Annotated in this window: 15 protein-coding genes and 2 tRNA genes; 9 read left to right on the forward strand and 8 right to left on the reverse strand. The window is 50.9% G+C overall.

Going from position 1 to position 19,996, the window contains the following annotated elements:
* Nucleotides 1-81 precede the first annotated feature (81 nt).
* Nucleotides 82-771, reverse strand: a complete 690-nt coding sequence (locus tag H9I36_RS07600; protein ID WP_187384774.1) for a tyrosine-protein phosphatase — start codon at nucleotides 769-771, stop codon at nucleotides 82-84.
* Nucleotides 768-1,544 (reverse strand): metallophosphoesterase family protein, encoded by a 777-nt coding sequence (locus H9I36_RS07605; RefSeq protein ID WP_187384775.1) that lies wholly within the window; start codon nucleotides 1,542-1,544, stop codon nucleotides 768-770. Before H9I36_RS07605 ends, H9I36_RS07600 begins: the two co-directional genes overlap by 4 nt.
* Nucleotides 1,545-1,691: 147 nt before the next feature.
* On the opposite strand from H9I36_RS07605, the gene fusA reads away from it, so the two are divergent.
* The 4 genes from fusA (at nucleotide 1,692) to H9I36_RS07625 (ending at nucleotide 5,050) form a co-directional block, all read left to right on the forward strand.
* Nucleotides 1,692-3,779, forward strand: a complete 2,088-nt coding sequence (fusA, locus tag H9I36_RS07610) for an elongation factor G (RefSeq protein ID WP_187384776.1) — start codon at nucleotides 1,692-1,694, stop codon at nucleotides 3,777-3,779.
* An 87-nt stretch (nucleotides 3,780-3,866) separates the two neighbouring features.
* The gene (locus H9I36_RS07615; RefSeq protein ID WP_187384777.1) at nucleotides 3,867-4,547 is read left to right on the forward strand and encodes an ATPase domain-containing protein; all 681 of its coding nucleotides are present in this window, start codon (nucleotides 3,867-3,869) and stop codon (nucleotides 4,545-4,547) included.
* Nucleotides 4,548-4,745: 198 nt separating this feature from the next.
* Nucleotides 4,746-4,816, forward strand: a tRNA-Gln gene (locus tag H9I36_RS07620).
* Nucleotides 4,817-4,978: 162 nt separating this feature from the next.
* Nucleotides 4,979-5,050: transfer RNA gene (locus H9I36_RS07625), tRNA-Glu, on the forward strand.
* 195 nt (nucleotides 5,051-5,245) lie between these two features.
* Here H9I36_RS07625 and H9I36_RS07630 read toward each other — a convergent pair.
* Both H9I36_RS07630 and H9I36_RS07635 read right to left on the reverse strand, forming a co-directional pair.
* Nucleotides 5,246-5,809: an L-threonylcarbamoyladenylate synthase gene (locus tag H9I36_RS07630; RefSeq protein ID WP_187384778.1), complete on the reverse strand. Its 564-nt coding sequence runs from the start codon at nucleotides 5,807-5,809 to the stop codon at nucleotides 5,246-5,248.
* Nucleotides 5,806-6,366, reverse strand: coding sequence for an FtsB family cell division protein (locus H9I36_RS07635; RefSeq protein WP_187384779.1), 561 nt, complete (start codon nucleotides 6,364-6,366; stop codon nucleotides 5,806-5,808). The genes H9I36_RS07630 and H9I36_RS07635 overlap by 4 nt, the downstream gene beginning before the upstream one ends.
* A gap of 165 nt (nucleotides 6,367-6,531) precedes the next feature.
* On the opposite strand from H9I36_RS07635, the gene H9I36_RS07640 reads away from it, so the two are divergent.
* The 5 genes from H9I36_RS07640 to H9I36_RS07660 are packed head-to-tail and all read left to right on the forward strand — an operon-like array spanning nucleotide 6,532 to nucleotide 13,709.
* Entirely contained in the window at nucleotides 6,532-8,172 is a 1,641-nt protein-coding gene (locus tag H9I36_RS07640; protein WP_187384780.1) for a hypothetical protein, read from the forward strand.
* Between the two features lies 1 nt (nucleotide 8,173).
* A complete protein-coding gene (locus tag H9I36_RS07645) occupies nucleotides 8,174-9,061 on the forward strand; it encodes a hypothetical protein (protein WP_187384781.1) in 888 nt (295 codons plus the stop codon).
* Nucleotides 9,062-9,065: 4 nt separating this feature from the next.
* Nucleotides 9,066-10,547: a 6-hydroxymethylpterin diphosphokinase MptE-like protein gene (locus H9I36_RS07650; protein ID WP_187384782.1), complete on the forward strand. Its 1,482-nt coding sequence runs from the start codon at nucleotides 9,066-9,068 to the stop codon at nucleotides 10,545-10,547.
* Nucleotides 10,544-12,199 carry a motility associated factor glycosyltransferase family protein gene (locus tag H9I36_RS07655; protein ID WP_187384783.1) on the forward strand — a complete coding sequence of 552 codons (1,656 nt, stop codon included), beginning with the start codon at nucleotides 10,544-10,546 and terminating at the stop codon, nucleotides 12,197-12,199. The genes H9I36_RS07650 and H9I36_RS07655 overlap by 4 nt, the downstream gene beginning before the upstream one ends.
* Complete coding sequence (locus H9I36_RS07660; protein WP_187384784.1) at nucleotides 12,189-13,709, forward strand: GGDEF domain-containing protein; 1,521 nt, start codon at nucleotides 12,189-12,191, stop codon at nucleotides 13,707-13,709. Before H9I36_RS07655 ends, H9I36_RS07660 begins: the two co-directional genes overlap by 11 nt.
* 25 nt (nucleotides 13,710-13,734) lie before the next feature.
* Here the strand turns inward: H9I36_RS07660 and H9I36_RS07665 are convergent, their stop codons facing one another.
* From H9I36_RS07665 to ileS, 4 genes are all read right to left on the reverse strand, one after another.
* On the reverse strand, nucleotides 13,735-14,508 hold the full coding sequence (locus H9I36_RS07665; RefSeq protein ID WP_187384785.1) for a tetratricopeptide repeat protein: 774 nt from the start codon (nucleotides 14,506-14,508) through the stop codon (nucleotides 13,735-13,737).
* Complete coding sequence (locus H9I36_RS07670; RefSeq protein WP_038081520.1) at nucleotides 14,508-15,542, reverse strand: uracil phosphoribosyltransferase; 1,035 nt, start codon at nucleotides 15,540-15,542, stop codon at nucleotides 14,508-14,510. Before H9I36_RS07670 ends, H9I36_RS07665 begins: the two co-directional genes overlap by 1 nt.
* 72 nt (nucleotides 15,543-15,614) lie before the next feature.
* Nucleotides 15,615-16,493, reverse strand: a complete 879-nt coding sequence (locus H9I36_RS07675) for a hypothetical protein (protein WP_187384786.1) — start codon at nucleotides 16,491-16,493, stop codon at nucleotides 15,615-15,617.
* Nucleotides 16,480-19,662, reverse strand: a complete 3,183-nt coding sequence (gene ileS / locus H9I36_RS07680; RefSeq protein WP_187384787.1) for an isoleucine--tRNA ligase — start codon at nucleotides 19,660-19,662, stop codon at nucleotides 16,480-16,482. The genes H9I36_RS07675 and ileS overlap by 14 nt, the downstream gene beginning before the upstream one ends.
* Between the last annotated feature and the right edge of the window lie 334 nt (nucleotides 19,663-19,996).

Below are 19,996 nucleotides of genomic sequence, written 5' to 3' on the forward strand. Positions count from 1 at the left end.
AAGCTGTCCTCCAAAAGCAATTATTAAGAACAAAGAACCTACGGTTCCCTTTGCAAAAATCGATTCATCATTGGATTGCGATCAACTCATAACAAATTTTTTGTATATTTTTTTGCGCACCGTATCCGTTACACCTATCGCATCGAGATACTGCATAACCCCTCCGTATGTTTTGTGCAAAAAATCGAGGAGCTTTTCCATATTCGTATAGCGTGAACCCGAAACATCGGCCATAAAGCCTTTGATATAGGTGTGGCTCACTTCGTAGTCCGCGACGATATCTTTTTCATCAACACCCGCGATCGTATATAAAAACATCGCGGTAAGTCCCGTGCGATCCTTTCCCGCAACGCAATGAAACAGCGCCGGCGCTTCGGCATCCGCTAAAAAAAACAGCACTTTGCGGAATTCATCGCCGCTTACGGTAAGAAGCTGCCGATACATACGGCACAGCGTATGCGTCATATAGACGTTGCCGTTTACTTTGAGCTCGCCCGGAGCGATCGACCCCTGCACCGATATGTTTTTATACACGCAGGATTTCGGATAAGGGTCGGGACGAGCAGTTATTTCTTGAGGATGCCGCAAATCGAGGATCGTCCGTATGCCCAAATCTTCAATGCGCTGTAAGTCCGCTTTCGTCGCTTTGGCAAGTTCGGTCGATCGATAAAATATGCCGTATTTTGTCATCCCTCCGCCATTGCATTCCCAGCCGCCGAGATCGCGAAAATTTTCGATACCGTCGAATCGGAGTCTTCTGTAAGCTTTCATGTATCTCCTTCCGGAAGCGGATCCCTCGTCGTTTTTGCATTTCCGAAAAAGAAATAAAAATCCTGTAATTCCGTTTCCATCATCGCTTTGTTTTCTTTATATCTTTTCGCCGCTGTGAATTGTACACTGCGATCATAAGGTATTCGTTTGAAAACGAGTGCTCCGTTTTCTATCACCGCATACTGCGCGCTCTTATCGTTTTCGTCGGGACGGCGGTACGATATGCTTCCCGGATTTATCCATATTCGGTTTCCGTAAAGGCAGTGGGCGCACTGACGATGTGTATGCCCGACAATAATACGACGTTCGGACGCAGTATGATACGATGTCGGCGTATGTGCATTCCAAAAAATATCGAACTCTTCAACGCTGTTTATATCGCGATACGGAACGGTTTTATCGAATCGGTGCGTCATAAGATAATATTTGCCGTCCGCTTCAAATGCCATACTGTCCGGCAGCGAATCCAAAAAAGACACATGATACTCGTTAAGCTGAAGACAATTTTGATGAACCCATTTGAATTGCGTCGAAGAAATATTTTCGAACTCTCCCGTGCGCCATACGTTCACCAAATGCTCGTCGTGATTGCCTTTGACAAGACGGCTCTCTGCCGTGTGAGTGCAAAACCATTCGATAATCGGCTTCGGCGAAATACCGTAGTCGACCAGATCTCCCGCGCACCACAGGCAATCAAATCCCTTTTCCTCAGATAACACTGCGGAAAACGCTTCGAAATTGCTGTGAATGTCGGACATCAAAAGTACGCGCATATTATAAACAAGTATACCACAAAATCCGCATATGTCAATCGTTTAATATATTATCGTGATCGATTTCGGTATTGAATAAAGCTTTGTAATCGGTTATATTTATCCCTTACTGTAAGGTGGAATTTTTTTTATAAAGAGGTAATTAATATGGACTTTGATATTTCCAAACTACGAAATATCGGTATCAGCGCTCACATCGACTCGGGAAAAACGACTTTGTCGGAACGCATTTTGTTTTACTGCAACAGAATTCATCAAATTCACGAAGTTCACGGTAAAGACGGCGTCGGCGCGACAATGGACAGCATGGAATTGGAACGCGAGCGCGGCATTACGATCCAATCCGCAGCAACGCAGGTTCAATGGAAAGATTACACAATCAACCTGATCGATACGCCCGGACACGTCGACTTTACGATCGAAGTCGAACGGAGTTTGCGCGTTCTCGACGGCGCCATCCTCGTTTTGTGCGCGGTCGCGGGCGTTCAGTCTCAGTCGATCACCGTCGACCGTCAGCTCAAGCGCTACCATGTACCCCGCATCGCATTCGTCAACAAATGCGACCGACAGGGCGCGAATCCCATCCGCGTATGCAAACAGCTGCGCGATAAACTCGGACTCAACGCCCACATGATGGCGCTCCCGATCGGGCTTGAAGACAAACTCGAAGGCGTTGTCGACCTTGTTGCAATGAAGGCGCTCTATTTCGAAGGTCCCGACGGTCAGGAAGTTCGCGTCGCAGAAATTCCCGCGCACATGGTCGATGAGGCAAAAAAATATCGCGCGGATTTGGTCGATGCGGTATCGATGTTCGACGATCAGCTCATGGAAGACGCCCTCGAAGGCAAAGAAACGGAAGAAGAGATCATCGCGGCCGTCCGTAAAGCGACGCTCGCGGAGCAATTCGTCGGCGTATTCTGCGGTTCGGCTCACATGAACAAGGGCGTGCAGCTCGTACTCGACGGCGTTACGCGCTATCTTCCCGACCCGACCGAGGTTCACAATTATGCTTTCGACCTCGACAATAACGAAGCGCAGGTCGAGCTCTTCAATGTCGCGGACAAGCCGACCGTCGCGATCGCATTCAAACTCGACGACGGACAGTACGGACAACTCACCTACGTCCGCGTGTATCAGGGTACGATTCCGAAAGGATGCGAGCTGTACAATACGCGCGCGCGCAAAAAGTTCAAAGTCGGTCGTCTCGTGCGCATGAACGCGGACAAGATGGAAGATATCAACGAAGCGACTCCCGGTGACATCGTAGCGCTCTTCGGTATCGACTGCGCATCCGGCGATACGTTCTGCGGCGGCGGACTCAATTATTCCATGGCGTCGATGTACGTTCCGAATCCCGTCATCTCCGAATCGATTACGCCGAAAGAAAAAAAAGACGCCGCTCAGATGGCGAAAGCGCTCAACCGCTTTACGAAAGAAGATCCGACTTTCCAAACCTACGTCGATCCCGAATCGAACGAAACGATCATCAAAGGCATGGGCGAATTGCATCTCGCCGTCTACGTCGAACGCATGAAGCGTGAATACAAGTGCGAAGTCGTCGTCGGTCAGCCGCAAGTCGCTTACCGCGAATCGATCACACAGAGCGCGCCGTTCAACTATACGCACAAAAAGCAAACCGGCGGTTCCGGTCAATACGGACGCGTCGCCGGTATTATGGAACCGCTCGCCGACAAAGATTACGAGTTCGTCGATGCGATCAAGGGAGGCGCCATCCCGAACGAATACATTCCGTCCTGCGATAAAGGCTTCCGCAAAGCGATGGAAAAAGGCACGCTCATCGGCTTCCCCATCGTCGGCGTAAAGATGACGATCAACGACGGTCAGTACCACCCGGTCGACTCGTCCGATATCGCGTTCCAACAGGCTGCGATCGGAGCTTTCCGTGAAGGCTACGAAAAAGCGAAGCCGGTCATTCTCGAGCCGATTATGAAAGTGTCCATTTCGGGACCGACCGAATTCCAGGGCAATATGTTCGGTCTCATCAACCAGAGACGCGGCGTCATCATCGATACGACGGATGAAAACAATACCTCGACCGTGAACGCGGAAGTGCCGCTTTCGGAGATGTTCGGTTTTTCGACAATCCTCCGCTCTTCGACGCAGGGCAAAGCGGAGTTTACGATGGAATTCCTCAAATACGGACGCGTACCGAACGCCGTAGGCGAAGAACTGATGAAAAAATATCAGGAAGAGCGCAAAGCAGCGCAAAAATAACGAGATGCGATAAAAGCGGTGCCGGCGTTTCGACATCGCTTTTTTGCAATCTCAATACTTTCTGCAAAAGTTTTATAGGAGGCAGCTATGGATAAAAAAGATCTTATCAACTACAGCCCTGTGCGCAGCTTTGACAATATTGCCGACGGAGGACTGAAAGCGGGCGAGATCGGACTCGTCACCGCAAAAAAAGGCGTCGGCAAAACCGCGATCCTCGTGCAGTTCGGTCTCGATGCGCTGCTCAAAGACGAACAGCTCGTTCATGTTTCGTTCGACCAGCACTCTTCGAACGTCATTTCGTGGTATGACAGCATCTTTACGGAGATATCGAAGAAAAAAAATATAGCGGACAATCCCGAATTGAAAGACAGCATTATGCGCGACCGCATGATTTTGAATTTCAGCCAGGAAACCTTTTCGCTTACGAAAGTCATCAACACGCTGAAAGCGCTGAAAGCCGGAGGCATCTCCGTTTCCGCGCTCGTCATCGACGGTATGAACATGGACAAAGTGAGTAAAGAAGACATCGAAGCCGTCTCCGCCTTTGTCAAAGAAGAAAAGATAATCGCATGGTTCAGCGACACAAAGGCAAGCACGGATTTGGAAGGCTCCTGCCGTCCGGAATTGCTTCCCTTTTTCGATGCGGTATGCCACCTTGCCGCTTCGCAAAACGGAGTTGCGCTCAGTGTATTGAAGCTCCGCGATAAAAGGGCCGTTGCGGGTACGGTAAACCTCGATCCCAAAACGCTGCTCATGTCGGCAAAGTAAGATACGTTTTTATATCAGAATTATCCGATCGGAAAAGTCCGCGGGGGATCGCTCTCGCGCCCGGAAGCCGATCGGATTTTTTTTAGTACGTCACGTATGTATGCTGTTTTCCCTGCGCGCACGCTACACACGCTACACACGCTGCATCACCGTATTGACAAAGCCACGCTAAACGCGTATAGTAGTCAAACAGCATATTCCCCGATTGTGTAATGGTAGCACCGCAGATTCTGGTTCTGCTTGTGGGGGTTCGAATCCTCCTTGGGGAACACAAAAGAACTTTCCAAAAATTTCGATTTTTGAAAAGTTTCCTTGATTTATTATGCGATGTTTAAAATTAAGCCATTGACAATATAAAGACTTAATTTTAAACTCGACAGGCTGTCGAAAAAGTAACCGACTTTTGAGACAGCCCTTTTTTTTCCGTATCGGGTCCCTTCGTCTATCGGTTAGGACGAAAGATTCTCAATCTTTAAAGACGAGTTCGACTCTCGTAGGGACCGAAAACCGCTTTTTAATTTGTTGTAATACCCCTGAACTACGCCGACAGGCGCCGTAAAGAACTCGAAGCATACGCACTGCCCTTTTTCGAAAATACCGGAATCGATAAAATAAATAAATGGGAACTTCTAAAAACTGTAATGTTCAGAGGTAACTTTAAAAATGCGTTTGCCATAATCGATTTCGCCTTCCGTAAATCACACCCGCACGGCGCCTTGACGCAGTACGCGGAGAGTACCGGAACTTATATCGACGATCGTGGACGGGAGCGCGCCTTTGGTATCGCCCGATGAAATTATTAAATCGACAGCGTTTTCGAACGTTTCGATAATGTCGCTTATTTTTTCGAGCACGGGCTTTCCACTTTTGTTGACGCTCGTCGAATAGACGGGACCGCTTTCGGAGATGATATTTCTCAGCCACGCGTCTCCGGGACAGCGGTATGCGGCAGTCCCCCCCGCTCTGTCGTTGACGATGATCGTGAGCGCGCCCGGCCACTTTGCGATAAGCGATTCGGGAAGCGCATCTTTCGTGTGCAGTATAATATCATCGGGATGCGCGATGAGGCGGATAAACGGCTTTCCCTCGTCCCTGCCCTTTATCGCGCGGAGCTTTTGTTCGGTACGAAATATCGGCTCGCGGCTTTCGACGACGGCGGAAAATCCGTAGACGGTATCGGTCGGTAAAATAACGATTTTTCCGCGCTTTAAAAAATCGATACAGAGAGGAGATGCCTTTTCGTCGGTTTTTTGTATCGTCACGGAGTACCGCCGCCGAAGGAGACGGAACGCATGCCTGCCTTCGATCCCGCACTCTGCATTCCTGCGCGCCCCGCTTCGTTTTCACCCCGCGATTCGGTCAGCGTTTGTGATTTTTTTCTTCGCGCCATAGCTTCGCCTCTTTCTCCGACAAGCGACAAAAGTGCAAAGGTAAGTGCAAAAAACGCGATGCCGCACGCTTTGCACGTGCGCTCGCTCACGAAGGCTATCGGCACTCGCCTGATGACGGTTCCGGTATCGTAGAGCGCCGCTTCGTACGGCCGTAAGCCCGTTATTTTAACAAGTTTTTCGCCTTCGCTCACGTAATCGAGTTTTCGCGCGTAGGCGGCGATAACGTCTTTATCCTTTTCGAGCGCCGTGCGTTCGAGGGAAAGTTCGTCGTGTATCTTTTGAATGAGAGCCGTTTGTCTGCTTATCGCACGTTTTTGTCTTTGCAGCTGATCGTATGCGATAATGCCGTCTCGCCCCGCAAACAGTGAAAGCAGCACGTATACGAGGGTACCGGCAAAAAAAGCCGAAAGCGTTTTTATCCGCATCATATTATTTTTATCGGTGTAATCACCTATTTTCTGAAACGAAAATATGTGGTATAATCTTCCAATAGTACCGGCGGAATTCTCCAAGCGGCGCACTATTTTTTTACAGCGTTTATGCCGATACTATAACGGATAGACTATGTATCGCTGAACATAGAGGGGAATGATATGGCAAATACCATTGATAACAAAAACGAACTCGATAATTACGGTGTCTGGGTAAAGCGGGCTCCAGAATCCGAAGCCCAAAGATCCGGAAGCGATGACGATTTTAATTTCGACATCGATCTGCCCGATTTTTCCGATATAGACCCGTCCGCGACCGAAAAAGCGCACAACGATACGTCTGCGCTCGAAGACGTCGCTATCGAAGATTTTCTCGACAACGGTTTTTCAGAGCCCCCCGTCCCCGACGATACTATAGAAACGCTCGCGCCGAACGAAGAAGCCATGCCCGATTTTTTCGGCACGGACGATATGAAAATCGATCCCGTACAGGATTCCGTGTCGGCAGCAAGCGAACAAACAATCCTCCCCGAACTTCCCGAATCGCCAGATACCGCTTTTGCTCATGACGATACAGTCGTATCTCCCGAAGCCGCAGTCACCGAAGACGTCGACTTGTCGGATTTCGGGGTCGATTTCAGCGCCGACGAAGCTCCGTCCGATACGCCGTCAACGGGAAGTACGGCACCCGCTCAAGCGCAAGCGCCTCGTGTCGATTACGATCTTACCGTTTCCGCCGACGACGGCGCCGTCCCTTCGGTGCAGACAAACGGCGTCCCCGACAGTTTCGACGAAGAAGCGAAATCGCTCATGGACAATGCGCCGTCTCCGCGAACGGAAAGCAATGACCTTTTGCGGCAAATCGTCGAAGACCTTTCGGGATTAAAAAACGAAATCTCGACGCTGAAAACGGAATTGGCCGAATTAAAATCACGGGGGGGAACTCCGACGACGGAAACGCAGGCCGGCGGTTTTTTCAGCGATTTGGACGAAGACGAAACGATTTCGCTTTCGGGCGACGAGCTCGACAATATCATGAGCAGCGCCGATTTTTTGAACAACGAAAGCAAGGTCGATGCGCTCGCAGAAGAGATAAAAGCTCCCGCAGAAAGTGCGGCGGCGGTCGATCTCCCTGTCGTCCCCGACATCCCCGTCACGGAAAAATCTGCGGAAGAATTTTCGACGGACGATTTTTTTATTCCGGAATCCGATGTACTTCCCGAACTTCCGGCGGAACTCGACAGCGTTTCCGAAGAAGCGTCGCTTGAAGAGATTCCCGAAGAAGCCGAACTTGAAGAACTTCCCGGTGAAGATGTCGATATTCCTGAAGAGACGGCAATTCCGAAAGTCGACGACATCTTAGCCGAAACCGTACCGAGCGAGCCTGTCGCGGACGTGCAGAATGAGGTTGGAAAAACGGAAATCATCGACGCTGTATCTGAAGACTTTTTCCAAACGGATACGACAACGGTCGATACGACAACAACGGATGATTTTTTCAAAACGAATTCGGAGGCGGCAGCGACGCCGGACGATTTTTTCAAAGCCGATTCCGTTGCGGCCGAAGCTGCTCCTGCAGAAGTTGCGTTTACCGACGCCGAAGAACCCGCGTCAAAAGCGCCTCCCTCTTCCGGATCAGCAGCTTCAAGTCTGCCTGCGAATTTGACCGAAGAAATCAAATCGGTTCTCCTCTATATGGATCAACTGCTCGAAGATTTGCCTGAAGAAAAGATTGTCGAATTCGCGCGTTCCGAACAATTCGCGACGTATAAAAAGCTGTTTACGGATTTGGGATTGGCATAATATGGGCTTGCTCAGCCTCGTTTCGGGTGGAGAGGCAAAAAAAACTTCCGGGCTTTTAGCCGCAGCCGCTCCGCTTGCACAAAGAACGTCGTACGCTTCGTTTCCGGATTTGTGCGGGGCTTTCGACATCGGACACGGTGCCGTTTTCGAAATCACCGACGACAGTTTTGTGATGAGCGCGTGTACGGGCTTAGATGCGGCAAGCGCAGCTCTTTCCGTTTCCTCTTCCGATTTTTGGGACGGCACGATCGGCACCAATTCGTCCGTAAAAAGTTTTTCAAAGCCGGCGGGTAACCTCACCGCGTTTTACCAGCTTTTTTCGCCGCGTATACGGGAGCGGCTTTTATGTCTTCATTTTTTCCGCCTTTCATCCGATGCGATTTTTATGAAAGCGGATTTTACCGGAGAAACCTCGGTTCCTCCCCCCGAAGCGATAAAAATCCCCCTAGAAAAATTTATTAAAAACGGAAACGCAGGTGACGAGCGAAGCGACAACGAATCGCTTGCTTCCGTCCATGCATCGCTTTTGCAGGAAAAAAATGCAACGCTCTTTTTGCTTTCGACAAAAATCGCCATAAACCGGATACTCATTTCATATGCGCCGAAAAGCGAACCGATCAAAGACCGGCTTTTCAGCGCGATCTACACGGATGCGGTCGACACGCTCGAACGCTCCTTTGGCGCTCCGAACGTCTGCCGCAGAGGTAAAAACGGAGAACTCCACATCGTACTTTTTTGCCGTGCCGACTTCGACGAAGCCGTTTTGCAATTTCACATAAGCCGCGCTCTCACTCCCCTGCTCGACAAGGCGGCCGAGTCGCTCATGCTCATCAAAGCGGGTACGGCTCACACAGCGGAAGACATCGAACGATTTACCGCCGAAGGTTGATGCCTTGGGCATACGCTTTTTTACCGCAAAAAGCGGTCTCCCGACCTGCGCAGCAAACGGTACGAATCTCCATTCATCATACGATCCCGAACGTGAAGCCGAACGCTTTGTCGCCTCAATTTCCGCTCCTTTCAATCCGCAGTACGTCGTCGTCACGGAACCCGCACTATCGTATTGCGCGCAGTTTTTTCGAAAGCGTTTCCCCTCCGCCGTTCTCGCCGCCGTGCGCTATGCGCCTCATCTTTCGGAAACGGACAGAGCGTGGGATATCGTCTTCGATGCGGCACAAAATGAAGTACGGCTTTCGGATGCGCTCTTCGATACGCTCGGCGAAGAAGGTTTGTGCTCCGCTCTTTTCGCTTCGTGGCAGCCTGCCTCTCGCGCATTTCCCGAAAAAGATGCAGCCGTTTGGCAAGAGATAAAATATGCGGTCGATAAGGGACGCGACGTCCTCTTTACGCGAAGCGGTTTTGCCTCCCGCTGGATAGCGAATGCGTTTTTTATCTGCAAGCACATAGAACGCGCAGGTCGCATCGTCAACGGCTCGTCTCCCGTCGTCGTCGCAGCTTCAGGGCCGAGCCTCAAAAGCGCACTCCCCTATCTCGCGGAGTTTCGACTGTCGTACTTTCTCATCGCCGCATCATCGGCTCTTTCGGTTTTAACTGCATACGGCATCGTCCCCGACCTCTGCATCGCAACCGACGGCGGCTTTTACGCAAAAGCACACCTGTCGCCGCTTTTGCGTTTTCCGCACATACCGCTTGCACTCGCCGAAGAAGCTTCGTGCGGCGGAGCTATTTTATCGACCTGCGCCATCATACCGCTGTCATACGGCGACGGACTTGCCGCAAACCTTTTTGCAGCCTGCGGCATTCCTTCGATGAAAATCGAACGGAACGGAACGGTCAGCGGCTCTGCGCTCGACTTTGCGCGGAGCATAACGGATGGAAGCGTTTTTTTATGCGGTCTCGATATGGCGCCCGCTTCAGGCTTCCAGCACGCCCGACCGAACGCGCTCGAAAAAGGTGGCGCAGCGTCCTGCATGAAAACATATCCGAACGAAACGAAAAACAGCGCTTCGCGATTTGCTTCCGGTTCGCTTGAACTCTACCGGAAATGGTTTCAATCGCTTCCGAAAGCGCGCGTAAAAAACGTATACCGCTTCGCCCACGATTACCGCTTTTCGAATACGCTCGGCGCGATTACCGATGTCGATGCCGCTTTTTTTGAACAATCGCTTTCGCCGCTCAGAACGCTACCGCGGATCGCAGATGAAGCGCTTCCGAAAAAAGATGCCGTACAAAAAGCCGCACGCGATTTTTTAAAGCTGCACGCAGGAAGCGACGCATGGCTTCATGAAATTTTTCCCGCGGAATACGTTTCGCGACAGAGAGAACCGAATGCGGAAAAAAAAGAGAACAAAGCGGAAATGCTCGCAAAAAAAAGCGATGCGCTGTCGAAAAAGATAGCGAGGATAATAGGATGAAGGCGCTTTTTTCATCGATCATCGCCGCAAAAAACGGAAGCCCCGTCCCTCTCTTTTACAACGGCAAAAGCATGCACTCGCGCTACGATCCCGAAAAAGAAGCGGAGCAGGCGGCTTTGCACGTAAACGAATCGAAGTTTTTTATAGTCGCAGGAGCGGGCGGCGGCTACTTTATCCGCGCGCTCAAAAAACGCTTTCCCGGCTCTATCATCCTCGCTGCGGAAAACTCGCAGGACGACATCGATTTTTTAAAGCGTATCCCCGTCTTCCGCGATCTGCTTTCGGACAAGCGCGTCCGCATCTTTCCCGTCGAAAAAACGTGTGATGCGATGCTTCGATTTTACGTACCCGCCTTTTACGGCTCGTTTTCGATCATCGAAACGCCTTCGTGGGCGAACGAAAACAAAGTCGGCATCGAAGTCTTTCGAACCGAAACGGCAAGCGCGGCGAGAGCGATTGCAGCCGATTATTCCGCCCAAACGCACTTCGGAAAAATCTGGCAGCGCAATATCATCGTAAACCTCGCTCAAATCGGTACGCAATCTGCAAGGACGGACAACACACCGACTGATGCGCAATCTGCAGGGACGGACGGCACGCAAAACAAAGCGGCGTTCACCGCGCAATCCCGTACGGAAGACGATGAATACACCGAAGCAGGCGATGCGCAAAACGATGCGTCGTTCGCCGCTCCTTTCGACAAAACGGCGCTCATCGCGGCGGCAGGCCCTTCGCTCGACAAAGCCCTTACACGCATCGAAAATCATCGAAACGATTTTTATATCATTGCAACCGATACCGCATACCGAAGTTTTTCAAAGCGCGGCATAAGATGCGACGCCGTCGTATCGATCGACGGTCAAATCCTGTCGGCGGAACATTTTTTTTCAGAAACGGAACGGTATCGAACGCTCTTCGTCTTCGACTTATGCGCGCACCCGAGCGCAGTGCGTTTTATTAAAAAAGCGGGCGGCAAAATCGCCTTCGTTCAAACAGGCCATCCGCTTGCCCGCTACGCATCGCAGTTTTCGGAGCACACAAGAGGTGCACCTTTTCCGCACATCGCGACGGGAGCGGGAACGGTGACGGTCGCCGCACTCGACTTTGCGCTTAAAGCGGGTTTTTCCGATATCGCCGTCTGCGGTGCGGATTTTTCGTATTCGGAAAAACCGTACATGAAAGGTACCTACCTCGACGCGCGCTACAACGCCGAAAGCGGACGTACCCGATCGGCGGAAACGGCGTTCAACTCGCTTATGTTCCGCACCGAACTTTTTCAAAACGCAGGCTCCCGCACGACGGAAGTGCTCGGCGCATACCGCAAAACATTCGAATCGCTCCTCTCAGAAAACTGTGAACGTATCGATTACGACGGCGCTTTCTACCGCGCGGCCGCAAAAAAAACACCCTCTCCGCTCCGCTTTTGCACTTCATTCGATACGTCATCCTTCGCCGCATTTTTTAAAACCGATTTTTTGCAATCCGCGAAAGAGCTTTCATACCCCGATTTCGCTCCCGCTGTCGCTTCGCTCTTTCCCGCCGTCGCTTCGCTTCGAAAACAAAAAAATGAAAACGCATTCGAAGTTTTTCCCGAACTCTTGAAACTTGCATACGTCGAGATTCTGAGATATACTCAATATTATGAAACGTAAAAGCATTACCGTCTATTCGATCGTCATCTCCGCCGTCTTTGCGGCGGCAATCATATTCCTGTGCTACAAACTCGGCTACGAATACGCGACCGGAAGGGAGCGCACCGGCCGCACGTTCGACGGCCTCGCCGCGACAACGCGAAGCGCGCTTTCACGTTACGGCGATTCATCTCCCGACTTCCGCGACGCATTCGTTAAAGCCTGCGGCACCTACGACGATTACGCTTTTATCACTTTAAAAAATACTGCAGGTATGCTCTTCTCCTATCCGCAAAACGAAGACCCTTCTGAGGTGCGCACGTCACGGTTTTGCGAAATGCATTCGAGCAGCTTTCAAGCGGGAGACGATACGTACATCCTCTCGGCATCGATGTATCTCATCCGTCCCGTTTCCGTCTTTTACTATGCGCGTTTTTCGTTTATCGTTATACTCACCGTTACCGTATTTACGCTTGTCTTATTACTGTATCTGCATTTTGCCGCTTCCGAAAACGCCGCCGCGGACAATATCGACCTTATCCCCGAAACGGCATATGATAAGGCACCCCTCGCGAAGGCCGAAAACGGACTTTACCCCTTCGATGACGATCTCCCGATCGACGACGGATTTCCGACAGACGATACGATCGTAGCGGGAAGCGGAAAAAAATTCGGCAGGACGAGAGACTCCGGCATCGAAGAGGATCTTTCGGACGATGAACGCTTTTCCGACGACGAAGTTTTTGGAGCCGATAAAAATTCCGCAGTCTCCGACAAAAACCAGTACGGCGACTTACTCGTAGCGGACGGCGCACTTCCCGATAGGGACGATTTGCTCGAAGAAGAAAAAAGTATGATACAGGATGCCGCAGCGCATAAAAAAATATTCGACGGGACCGCAACTGCGGACAATGCGGAAAAGATATCCTACGGTCGATTCGAAAACGATGCGGCAGGCGGCGAAACGGTATACATTCCGCCTGAAACGCCGTTTTTGGAAGAAGCGAACGAATCGCAAAACGATTCGGCAGACCGCTTTTCGCCCCTCACCGGATTCGGCAGGGCGCACAACCTTGAAGCGCGGCTCGACGGCGAATTGATACGGGCGGCATCTTCGGAACGGGATCTGTCGCTGTTTATGATACGGATCCCGAACCTCTCGTTCGCTTCAAACGCGTCAAAGCGAATATGTGCATATCTTTTCGAACGCTTTCAATCGAACGATCTGCTCTTCGAATATATGACCGACGGCTTTTCGATAATCAAACTCGATACGACCGTCGACGGCGCACTCGAAATGGCCGACGGGGTTCGAGAAGATATCGTCAAAATAATAAAAGGCGAAAACATGGAAACGAAATGCGCGATCGGCATCTCGTCCCGCTCCGTGCGGATGCTGCCGGGAAAACGCCTCATACAGGAAGCGAGCGAAGCGCTCGAAAACGCATTGCGCGATGACACATCCCCGATTGTCGCATTCCGCGCAGACGCCGACAAATACCGCAGGTTTATCGAGGAAAGGCAAAGCTGAGCGGGCATTATTCCCTGCACGGACTTCAGAGCTTCCGTTTTACCGCCGCGTTTTTATCCGCAGAAGCCTCACCTTTTACCGCATCTGCACTTTTATCCGCAGCGGTTTTGTCCGCTCCGCTTTCGTCGGCAGCTCCGCTTTTATCCGCAGGAGCTGAGGTCTTATCCGCTGCGTTTCCTTCCGAAGTTTCATCTTTTGTATCCGCAGAGCCGCCTTTCGATGCTTTTTCCTCGTCCGCCTTTTTCAAATCGGCCAAGCGCTTTTCGTAATCGGCAAGGGATGTGCTTTCGGGAAACCCTTCTTTTAAGAGCGCGATAGCTTCTTCCGCACCGGCCGTATCTTTTTGAGAGAGCAAAACGGCGATGAAGTTTACAAGCACCGTTTCGTTTTGCGGATTTTCATCGACGAGCGTTTTATACGCCGTCTTTGCGCCTGCAAGATCGCCCGACATCGCTTGTATGTACGCAAGCGACATCCGCACGCTCACATTTTGAGCGTCTCGCTCGAGCAGCCGTTTGTAGATTTTTTCCGCTTCGCCCCAATTTTTTGACAGAGCGTACATCCTGCCCAATTTATATATCGCAGTCCAATAGAGGCTTTCGTCCTTCATTGCGCGATTATAATACTGTGCAGCTTTATCGTATTTTTCAAGCTCGGCGTATGCATCGGCGATCGCCATGTATTCGGCGGCAAGAGAAGAACGAGTGACGGCAGCTTCTCCGGGGATCGGAAAATGCGCACCCGTTTTGCACGAAACGACAAACAATGCCGCTGCAACGGCGGCCGCTTTCCGCATCATCAACCCAACACTGTCTGTTCGATTTTGTACAGCTGCGAGCGGTACAAACCTGCGATATTGCTTCCGTAATCGGCGATGAGCTGCATGATATTGCGCGGCGAATCTTTTGCGTCCGTGCCGTTCAAGCGGTCACCCGCATCGCCCAAGCCGGGCATGATGTATGCGGACGTGTTGAGCGCGGGATCGAGCCACAACGTATAGCACGTGCAGTTTTCAAGGGCGCGCGTAACGCGGATGCTGCCTTTGAGCGCGGAGATCGTGTTAAAAAATTGAATCGATTTCGGACGGACGCCCTGTCCCTGCAAATATTTTACGACGGTAACGAGAGAACCGCCGGTCGCATTCATCGGGTCGGCAAAAATCAAATCCTTTCCGTCGAGCTCTTCGAGATTGAAAAAGGATTTTTTCAAATTCAAAACGTATTCCATATCCGCTTCCGATTTTTGATCGTTGCGGCTGATCTTAAAAAGCGCAAAGGGCGTCACGTAATCGTGCGACGAATACTCTTCGATCTCTTTCGATATGATCATACTCGGAAGCAGCGCACCGCGGAGCATGACGCACATCACGGCGTTTTCGATTTTCGAGTCGATATCGGGTATTTTGTGGACGGCATAATTTTGCACCGGATAGGTTACCGGCGTTTTGACGATCATATAATTTTTTTTCGACGAATGCGCATCGGTGTACGCCATGCGAAACAGCATTTCATACGCGCGCTGACTATAATAGATAAATTCCTGATGGCTCGTGTTTATATCGCGCAGTTTGGAAATGACGCGGGACGCTTCGGCGTGCGCGCCCTCTTCGGTGACAAAGGAATAGACGCGTATGTGCGGGTGCCCCGCACAGATCTCCTGCATTTTGTGTCCCATCGCGTTGAACGCATCGATGATCTTTTGTTTGTTTACAGGATCGAACGACTTCATCGTTTCTTTGTACATTTTATCGAGCTCATCCAAATCGATTTGATCCTGCCGCGTCAAGTACCCGTCGAGGTCTTCCGCTTTCAAGATAACTTCATCGCCTGCCATAGTTCCTCCGCGATCGTTTAAATTTTGAATGCCGCCTCCGATTTTTTATCCGATCGGTGCGGCGTATTTTTTTTACAATACGAACAATTTATACAGCTGCCGCTTATTGATTCGAATACCCGATACCGTAATATTCGTCGGCGAATTTCTCGTCGTTTGCGCGTTTGTCAAACCGAATGCGAGAGCGAGCATCGCCTCTCCCGCGCGCACGATATTTTTATTATTAAAATCGAATTCGATCGACATGAAGTACTGATCTTCATGCGCGCTGTCGACTGTCATCGCGCCTTTGACATAATTGAGCTGCAGATTTAAATTCGTGCCTGTGAGGATCGTCAAAAACGAAAGCGGGTTCGGCGCGTAAAAACGTATTTCGCTCCCCGACACATTGAGCCAGTCATAGACGGCATCGCTCACATTGTGCGAGATGCTCCCTCCGTATGCGTGAGCATCAAACGAGGAAAGCATGGGCCTCACATCGTTTGCGGCGCAGACGATACTCGGCGACGGAAAAGCGAGAGAAACGCCGTTCGCCGCATAATAAAAATACGGACGAATGCTTCTTTCGGGTATATGGGTTTCGGTTTTCCACTGCGCGCTTTTTAAAAGAAGCGCTTGAGCCGTGCGCCTCGGAATATTTCCGGAAACGGCGGCTTCGACCGAAAAGCTCGTTTTCGTGCGCGAGATCGCCGCGTAAATCGTATCGATGCGGCCTGAGATGAGCTTTGCGTCGCTTTCGGAAATATGCTGCGCGCTCGCCCTCAAAATCCGTTCGACGAGTTCGCCGTCCGTTTTTTTCGGGATCCGCATATAAAAAGAGGCATCTCCCGAAAGCAAATCGATCGGATTGACTTCCGCTCCTTTCGGAAGCGACGCACAAGAACCCAGAAGAATGATGATGAGAGAAGCAAAAAGAGATACCCGCACGGACGGCAATTTACGCCTTTTCAATTTGTACCTTCCACAGTTTATCTTCGGCTTCGACGTTCTTTCCCGAAAGGGAGGCAAGCCAAGAAGACGAGACGGCGAGCGTTTCGTTTTCGATAAAGGGTGCAAAGAGTTCGTACGCGGATTTGAGTTCCGCATCGCCTGAAAGCGAAAGACGGATCCGATCGGTAACGGCAAAACCGCTTTCCTTTCTGAGGTTTTGTATGCCGCGCACCAAATCGCGCACCCAGCCTTCTTTTTTAAGCTCGTCGGTGATCTTCGTGTCCAAGCCCACCGTCAGCGTGCCGTCGTTGAGCACTTTCAAATCGTCTTTTTCGATGCGCTCGACGTTCACTTTCGTACCGTCGAGGTCGATGCTCTTCCCTTCGACTTCGATCGCCAATTTCGAACCGTCGAGGATCGTTTGAATGGCTTCGTGGTCGAGAGAAGCGATCTTTGCGGATGCCTCTTTCATGAGCGGACCGATTTCTTTTCCGAGTACGCGGAAATTCGCCTTCGCCCTGTATTCAACCAGTTCGTCTTCCCGTTCGTGAAAGATGATGCGCTTGACGTTGAGTTCTTCGCGTATGGAATCTTCCATTTCGGCAAGCACTTTTTTTTCTTCGGGATCCCGCGTTACGAGAGCCGCGCTTTCAAGCGGCTGGCGATTTTTTATATTGAATTGATTTCTGAGCGCGTGTCCCATCGAAACGGCTTTTTGCACCGCTTCCATTTTAAACTCGAGCGATTCGTTCCGCAGCTTTTCGCCGTATGCGGGATAGTCTTCGAGGTGTACCGATTCTTTATCGCTTTTCGTTCGGAGATTTTGCCAAATCGTTTCGGTGATAAAGGGGATAAAGGGACATGCGGCAAGCGCAAAAGTTTTGAGCGCAATGTACAGAGCCGCGTATGCTTCCTTTTTATCGCGGTCATTTTCGCTTTTCCAAAAACGGCGGCGGTTTCGTCGGATATACCAATTGTTGAGTTCGTCGATAAAGTACACGATGGGATCGATCGCGCCGGAAAGGTCGTAAGAGTCGAGAGAAGCGCTTACGCTTTTGACGAGCTTTTGCGTGATCGAAAGGAGCCACGCATCGAGCGGATTTTGCGGAAGCGCTTCATCGAATTCATGTCCGTCGGGGGAGATGCCGTCGATATTCGCATACTGCACAAAAAAGCTGTAGCTGTTCCACAGCGGGATGACGATGCCTTTTAAAATATCGCGCACGCCGTCGTCCGAATAGCGAAGGTCGTCCGCTTTGACGACCGGAGAGTGCATGAGAAAGAGGCGTATCGCGTCGGCGCCGAATTTTGAAATCGCTTCTTCGGGATCCGTGTAATTGCGGAGGCTCTTCGACATTTTGCGTCCGTCCGAAGCGAGCACGAGACCGCTTACGATACAGTTTTTAAATGCAGGTCGATCGAAAAGTTCGGCGGCGAGTACGGTGAGCGTATAAAACCAGCCGCGCGTTTGATCGAGACCTTCCGAAATAAAATCCGCCGGAAAATGTTTTTCGAAATACTCTTTATTTTCAAAGGGATAATGATTTTGCGCATAAGGCATGGAACCCGATTCGAACCAGCAGTCGAGCACTTCGGGAATGCGCTTCATTGTACCGCCGCAGCTTTTGCACGGAATTGTAATCTTGTCGACGAACTGTTTGTGCAGATCTTCGGGATAGACGCCCGAAAGCGCTTTGAGCTCTTCCCTGCTTCCGACGCAGATCGATTCTTTGCACGAATCGCATTTCCAAATCGGGATCGGATTGCCCCAAAAGCGGTTTCGGCTGATCGCCCAATCGCGCGCGCCCGAAAGCCATTTTCCGAATCGCCCGTCTTTGATGTGCGGCGGCCGCCAATTGATTTCGGCATTCGCTTTGAGCAATACGTCGCGTTCTTCGGAAACTTTTACGAACCAGCTTCCGATGCTGCGGTAGATGAGCGGAGAAGAACACCTCCAGCAATGAGGATAGGAGTGCACGATCGTTTCCCGCTTGACGAGTTTTCCTTCGGCTTTCAAGCGCGACATGATATCTTTGTCGCACTCTTTTACGAAGCGGCCTTCGTAGTCGGACACTTCATGCGTAAAGCGGCATTCGGCGTCGATCGGTTCGGCAAAGGGAATACCCGTACCCTGAAAAAGCTTGTTGTCGTCTTCGCCGAAGCCGGGTGCCGTATGGACGATGCCCGTACCGTCTTCGGTCGAAACGAAATCTCCGTTGAATATCCTGAACGCACCGACAGAGCCGTCGTCCAATACCGCGAGATGTTTAAAATACGGAAAAAGCGGTTCGTAGGTCGCGCCTAAAAAGTCGCTTCCCTTTCGGGTATAGACGATCGAATACTCTTTTTCGTCTTTATAATATGCACCGAGGCGCGCCGCTGCGAGGATATAATAATCGCCCGAAGCGGTATCGCGCACTTTAACGTAATCGATATCCGGTCCCATCGCAAGACCTTCGTTCGAAGGAAGCGTCCACGGAGTCGTCGTCCACGCAAGAAAATACGTGTTTCCGTTTGCAAAATCCGCATCGTCTATGGCATCGGGAGCTTTTGTCGCCTTAAACCGCACCGTGATCGCAGGATCCTGAACGTCCTTATAGCCGAGGGCGAGTTCGTGATTCGAAAGCACCGTCGCGCAGCGCGGGCAATACGGCAGGATATAACTCCCTTCGTAGATGAGATTTTTATCCCATAGCGCTTTTACGACCCACCAAATCGATTCCATGTAGTCGGGCATCATCGTTTTATAATCGTTGTCGAAATCGACCCAGCGCCCCATGCGCGTGATGATCCTCCGCCACTCGTCCGTATAGCGCAGCACGCTCGCGCGGCACGCATCGTTGAATTTTTCGATACCGTACGTTTCGATTTCGTGCTTGGAATTGATGCCGAGCTCTTTTTCGATTAAATTTTCGACGGGAAGCCCGTGACAGTCCCAACCGAAACGGCGTTCGACTTTTTTGCCCTTCATCGTCTGATAGCGCGGAATGATGTCTTTGATCGTCGAAGGAATAAAATGCCCGAAATGCGGCAGCCCCGTCGCAAACGGAGGCCCGTCGTAAAACACGTATTCTTCAGCGCCTTCGCGCTGTGCGAGGGACTTTTTAAACGTATCGTTGTCCCGCCAAAACTTCAGAACCTCTTCTTCCTGCTTGGGAAAGTCCGCTTTCGGATTTACCGGTGTATACACAAAACGCCTCTATAGTTAAAGTGGAAAACAGTATACAGGAAAAAGGGGAAAAATACTAGAGTGAAAAAATCCGAGCAGTGCGCAACTTGCAACGAGCACGAAGTGCGAAGTTCCCCGCGCAGGATTTTTTCGCGTCTCCTATAAAAGAAAAACGCGCCAAGCGTTTTTCAACTCTCGACTTCAAAAAAGCGATTTCGAGCAGTGCGCAACCTTGCAACGAGCGCGTAAGTGCGAAGTTCCCCGCGCAACTTGCAACGAGCGCGGAGCGCGAAGTTCCCCGCGCAACCTTGCAACGAGTGCGTTAGCGCGAAGTTTCCCGCGCAACTTGCAACGA

Source organism: Treponema sp. Marseille-Q4130, from assembly GCF_014334325.1.
Lineage (GTDB): Bacteria > Spirochaetota > Spirochaetia > Treponematales > Treponemataceae > Treponema_D.